Origin of the sequence: Corallococcus praedator (assembly GCF_003612125.1) — a bacterium.
Classification (GTDB): Bacteria; Myxococcota; Myxococcia; order Myxococcales; family Myxococcaceae; genus Corallococcus; species Corallococcus praedator.
Genome location: NZ_RAWI01000710.1, coordinates 1 through 2069 on the forward strand (window position 1 = coordinate 1; position 2069 = coordinate 2069).

Sequence of the window (2069 nt, forward strand, 5' to 3'; positions counted from 1 at the left end):
CCCTAGGGTTCGTCGGCAGCGTCAGATGGGTATAAGAGACAGTCCCGTCACTCCGCCGGTTCCCCCGCGCCGGGGCCCGTCCCCCGTGGAGGCGCTGTGTGGGGCGATGTTGCAGGAGGTGCGGGTCGCCGTCCGGGGGCGCTCGCTCCCTGAGCTGACGGCCGGGCTGTCCGCTCCGGCGGAGCTGGCCCAGGAGGCTGTTGCCCTGCTGGTGGCCCGAGGGGCCATCGTGCGAAGGGGGCACAAATACTTCGCCGCTTGAGGCAAGGTGCATCGGCCGGGCCTCACACGTCATCCGAAGGGTCGTTCATGGAAGCGCCGACGTACAGCTCGAAGCAGGTGGCCGAGATGCTCGGCGTGACTCCGAAGGGCATCCCCGCGGAGCTGCGCAAGGACAGCTACGGCCCCGACGACGTGTGGGAGCTGCGCACGACGCTCAACCGCTTCCCGCCCAGCGCGGGCCACCGCCGCCAGCTCTTCCTCAACTTCAAGGGCGGCACCGGCAAGACGTCGCTGTCCACCTCCTACGCGTGGCGCCTGGCGGAGCTGGGCTACGCGGTGCTCCTCATCGACCTGGACAGCCAGGGCCACGCCACCAAGTGCCTGGGCTACGAGGGCGAGGACTTCGAGAAGACGCTCCTGGACGTGCTGGTGCGCAAGACGCCGCTCATCCAGGTGGTGCAGAAGTCCATGCTGCCCAACCTGGACTTCATCCCGTCCAACCTGAGCATGTCCACGGTGGACCTGGCGCTGATGCCCATGGCGGGCCGTGAGTTCAAGCTGCGCAACGCGCTCAAGGACGTGGAGGCGCAGTACGACTTCATCGTCTTCGACGCGCCGCCGTCCTTCGGCCTGCTGAACCTCAACGCGCTGATGGCCGCGAACGACCTGTTCGTGCCGGTGCTCGCGGACTTCCTCTCCTTCCACGGCCTGAAGCTGCTCTTCGAAACGGTGCAGAGCCTGGAGGAGGACCTGAACCACGTGCTGGACCACGTGTTCATCGTGGTGAACTCCTTCAACGCCACCTTCAAGCTGGCGAAGGAGGCGCTGGAAGCCCTCCAGACGCACTACCCGGAGTACCTGCTGCCCACCATCATCCGGCAGTGCACCAAGTTCGCGCAGGCCTCCAGCGAGGGCCGCCCGGTGTTCGTGGCGGATCCGACGTCCAAGGGGGCCACCGACATCCAGGCCATGCTCGACAACGTGCTGCCGCGCCTGGTGGCCGCGCATGCTCCGCCCAAGAGCGGCGGCGCCACGAAAGCCGGCTGAGACTCCGCCATGAAGAAAGCCTTCGAACAGAACGTGTCCCGCGCGAAGCCGCGCCTCCGCCTGGGGGCGTTCACCGGCGCCCTCGACCCGGCCGAACCCACGGAAGCGGCCGCCGCCGAAGCCCCGCCGCCCGTCGCGGAGTCGCCGGACCTGTCCGCGGAGGTGCGCGCCCGCATCGAGCGCGGCCGCGCCCCGCGTCCCTCCGCCGCCGAGGCCATCGAGGCCGCGCTCAACGCGCCCTCCGCCCGCGCGCAGCCGCCCCAGGCCGCCCAGGGGTTGCCGGCGGTGACGGCGCCGACGTTCTCGCCGGTGTCCCACGCGCTGTCCGCGCTGGTGTCCCCGGATGCGCGGCGCGAAGAGGAAGAGACGCCGCCGGCGCCGTGGCTGGAGCACGAGTCCCCGGAGGCCGCGCCCGCGTGGAACGTCGCGGCGACCCAGCCCGCGGAGGAGTCCGCCTGGGATGCGGACGCCGTGTCCCCTGTGTCGCACCGGGAGGTCGCCGAGGCGGTCGCGGCGTCCGCGTGGAGCGTCTCCGCGGCGCAAGTCGCGCAGCTGAATGAGTCCACGCTGGAGTCCTTCGCCGTGGAGCCGGTGGCCGCCGAGCCGACGCCCGCGCGCGCCGAGCCCGCCGCGCGGACGGAGGCCCCGCCGGTCACCTTCGCCTCGCCGCCCCCGGCGATGGCGCGGGCGGAAGCCCCCCGGGCCGCGCCGGTCACCTTCGCCGGGCCCCCTCCAGGGGTACAGTTCGATGGACGGATGGGCGTTCAGGCCCTCCGCATGCCCGAGGCCGAGCCCATGAC

1 protein-coding gene and 2 pseudogenes are annotated in these 2069 nt (G+C 71.5%); all 3 read left to right on the plus strand.

The window, feature by feature from the left end:
• A pseudogene (locus tag D7Y13_RS49990) lies at window positions 1-262 on the plus strand (hypothetical protein); the annotation flags it as partial.
• Window positions 263-309: 47 nt separating this feature from the next.
• Window positions 310-1269, plus strand: a complete 960-nt coding sequence (locus tag D7Y13_RS41105; RefSeq protein WP_120534039.1) for a ParA family protein — start codon at window positions 310-312, stop codon at window positions 1267-1269.
• A 9-nt stretch (window positions 1270-1278) separates the two neighbouring features.
• Window positions 1279-2069, plus strand: a pseudogene (locus tag D7Y13_RS48485) (hypothetical protein); the annotation flags it as partial.